Raw genomic sequence first — 2,809 nt, 5'->3', positions numbered from 1 at the left:
ACCATCCAACAAAGGCAGAATTTTTCTCTGACTCAATAAACTTTTACTAAGTCGGTGATCGCTCATCCCATAAAAATCTTTTAAATACTGAATCAACCAATCTCCAATAGATAAATTATCCTGCTGCCAATTAGACAATTCAAAAATCACAGGTACAGGAGCATCAACATTATTTTCTGCCTCCTCAATTAACTCCTTTGCCAACCTTAATAAAGTAGTAGTTTTTCCCGCCCCAGGTTTACCCAAAATTAATAACTTACCCGCCACATCCTGCCGATAAAAAACATCAATAATCTTAGTTTCAGGAGGTAGAGAAATTATCTTTTTTCTCTCAGACCTACCAACAGCTTCCTTCTGGGAAAACATCGGTAATTCTAAATATTGATTTATCAATAATTGATTTTGCTGTAGAGAATCTTCCAGTCGTTTAACAACTTCAACCTTAATTCCTTTCAGAAGTTCCGACCTAACTTTTGCCTCCCGGTCTTCCGGACGAAAAAAATTCAGAAAACCTTGCAGAAAACCAGCCAAATTAAAATTAATATATGCACCTTCATTGATAAAAGCTGCCGCTTTGGCTTTATCTTTAACTTCCCTAATATTTTGATTACCAATTCCAGTTAAATCACTTTGGTTATACTTATCTTTATTTCCCATACTTAGTTAAAATTTCCCCATTTCAACCAAAAAGTATAGTTAACTGAGCAGCTAACTATACCTTCCATCAACAAATTCCTGAAAGATTTATTTATAGTAGTTATTAGAGTAGTTAGGGCATTCTCAAACTGTCAAATTTCTTCACAGCAAGAGTTCAACTTCTAACTTTTGACTTCTAATTTCTAGCTTTTGACTTTAGCCTGTCAAATTTCTTCACAGCAAGAGTTTAACTTCTAACTTTTGACTTCTAATTTCTAGCTTTTGACTTTTGACTTTTGACTTTTGACTTCAGCTAACTTCTTGCCATCCTTTAATCGCACTAACAATAAAGGCACCCACTGGATTATCCAAAGCTTTTTCAAAAGCTGCTAACCCACCTGATATACCTGCACTAATTAATTTTTGTTTTAAATTAGTGTCACTTTCTATCTTTTTAATAGTCTCAGTTGCCACAATCATTTGTTCGGTAGTGGTATTAGTAGAATAGCTTTGAGAAAGCTGTTGCAAAATTTGTTGAACCTCTGCCACTGTCTCAGCCAAATTTTGCTCTTGAGCTTCATAGATTACCCCTGCAACTTTACCATTGTCTTTAACTATACGAACATTTTGATTGCCTATACTAACTAAGCTTTTTTGGTCGTAATTATTTCCGCTTGATTCCATAGGTATTATTAGATTAATTGGGATATTTACGATTATATCAACTGATTTTTCATAGCTGGAAATAGGCGATTGGGAGACTATCAAAATTTAGAGCTGAAGGTAGATATTTAGTCTGGCAAATAAAATAAATGATGTGGCTTTTCTTGAGAAGCGATCGCCTCAACCTTGCCTAGCAATACACCTCCCTATTCTCCCCAAAATTTTCACTCCACGAAATTCACTCATTTTCTCGCCGAAAAATAAAAATACCGCCAAATTTTTCAAATCATTCAATTAATATCTTTTCCATAATTCCCATCTATCACCCCTCGCCACAAAAATTATCATCTCGTGAAGCTTCCGAAAAAAATCGGCGCTCGGAAGGATTTCTCATTGCATCCTCAAAAGAATTTTGATACTATTAACTTAGTTGGGGTTGCTCGCCCCTACGCATGACTTTTTATTCAACCAAAAAAAGTAAGGTATAGGGTATTAAGAGATAGTAGCGATCGCCAAGCGTGGCATCAGCCGTATCGCTAAAAGCAAATAAAACCCCTAGAAAGAGCAGAAAATATACACTCACTTAAAACCAGAGAAATAATCATTCTGTGAAGCTCTAAAAAAACAACCACATCTTTGTTTTCTAGCGATCGCTTCAACCCTGCCAAGCAATATCGCTCCCTACTCTTCCCAAAATTTCCACTCCACGAAATTAACTCATCTTCTCAGCTATCAAAAATCAAATAAATATCACCACCAAATCTTTCTATTCATCAAATAAATATCATTTCGATGATTCCCAGCTATAACTCCTCACAAAAAATCATCTTGTGAAGCTCCAAAAAAAACGGCGCTCGGAAGAATTTCTCATTGCATCCTCAAAAGAATTTTGATACTATTAACTTAGTGGGGGTTGCTCGCCCCTACGCTTGACTTTTTATTCAACCAAAAAAAAGTAAGGTATAGGGTGTTAAGAGATAGTAGCGATCGCCAAGCGTGGCATCAGCCGTATCGCTAAAAGCAAATAAAACCCCTAGAAAGAGCAGAAAATATACACTCACTTAAAACCAGAGAAATAATCATTCTGTGAAGCTCTAAAAAAACAACCACATCTTTGTTTTCTAGCGATCGCTTCAACCCTGCCAAGCAATATCGCTCCCTACTCTTCCCAAAATTTCCACTCCACGAAATTAATTCATTTTCTCAGCCATAAAAAATCAAATAAATTAACTACCAAATTTCTCAAGCCTAAACTATAACTCCTCACCACAAAAACAATCATTGTGTGAAGCTCCTAAGAAATCTACAGAAATTCCCATTGCATCCCCAAAAAAATTCTGATACTATTAACTTAGTGGGGGCTGTTCGCCCCTAAACATGACTTTTTATTCAACCAAAAAACAATCTTTAGTACTAGATAAACCAGTCAGCTCTGAGCAATTAAGCATTACTTAATATTTGAAGCGATCGCCCCTTCATACCTGCGATTAATTTCCGGCCAATTAACAAC

Annotated in this window: 2 protein-coding genes; both read right to left on the bottom strand. The window is 35.9% G+C overall.

Going from position 1 to position 2,809, the window contains the following annotated elements:
* Nucleotides 1-657, bottom strand: a 657-nt coding sequence (locus AC3DU7_RS30315) for an NACHT domain-containing protein (protein ID WP_488042950.1), incomplete at its 3' end; no start/stop codon positions are given.
* A gap of 288 nt (nucleotides 658-945) precedes the next feature.
* A complete protein-coding gene (locus AC3DU7_RS30310; RefSeq protein WP_488042949.1) occupies nucleotides 946-1,320 on the bottom strand; it encodes a hypothetical protein in 375 nt (124 codons plus the stop codon).
* Nucleotides 1,321-2,809 lie beyond the last annotated feature (1,489 nt).

Source organism: Okeania sp. (genome assembly GCF_983059655.1).
This window is presented reverse-complemented; position numbering and strand designations above follow the sequence as displayed.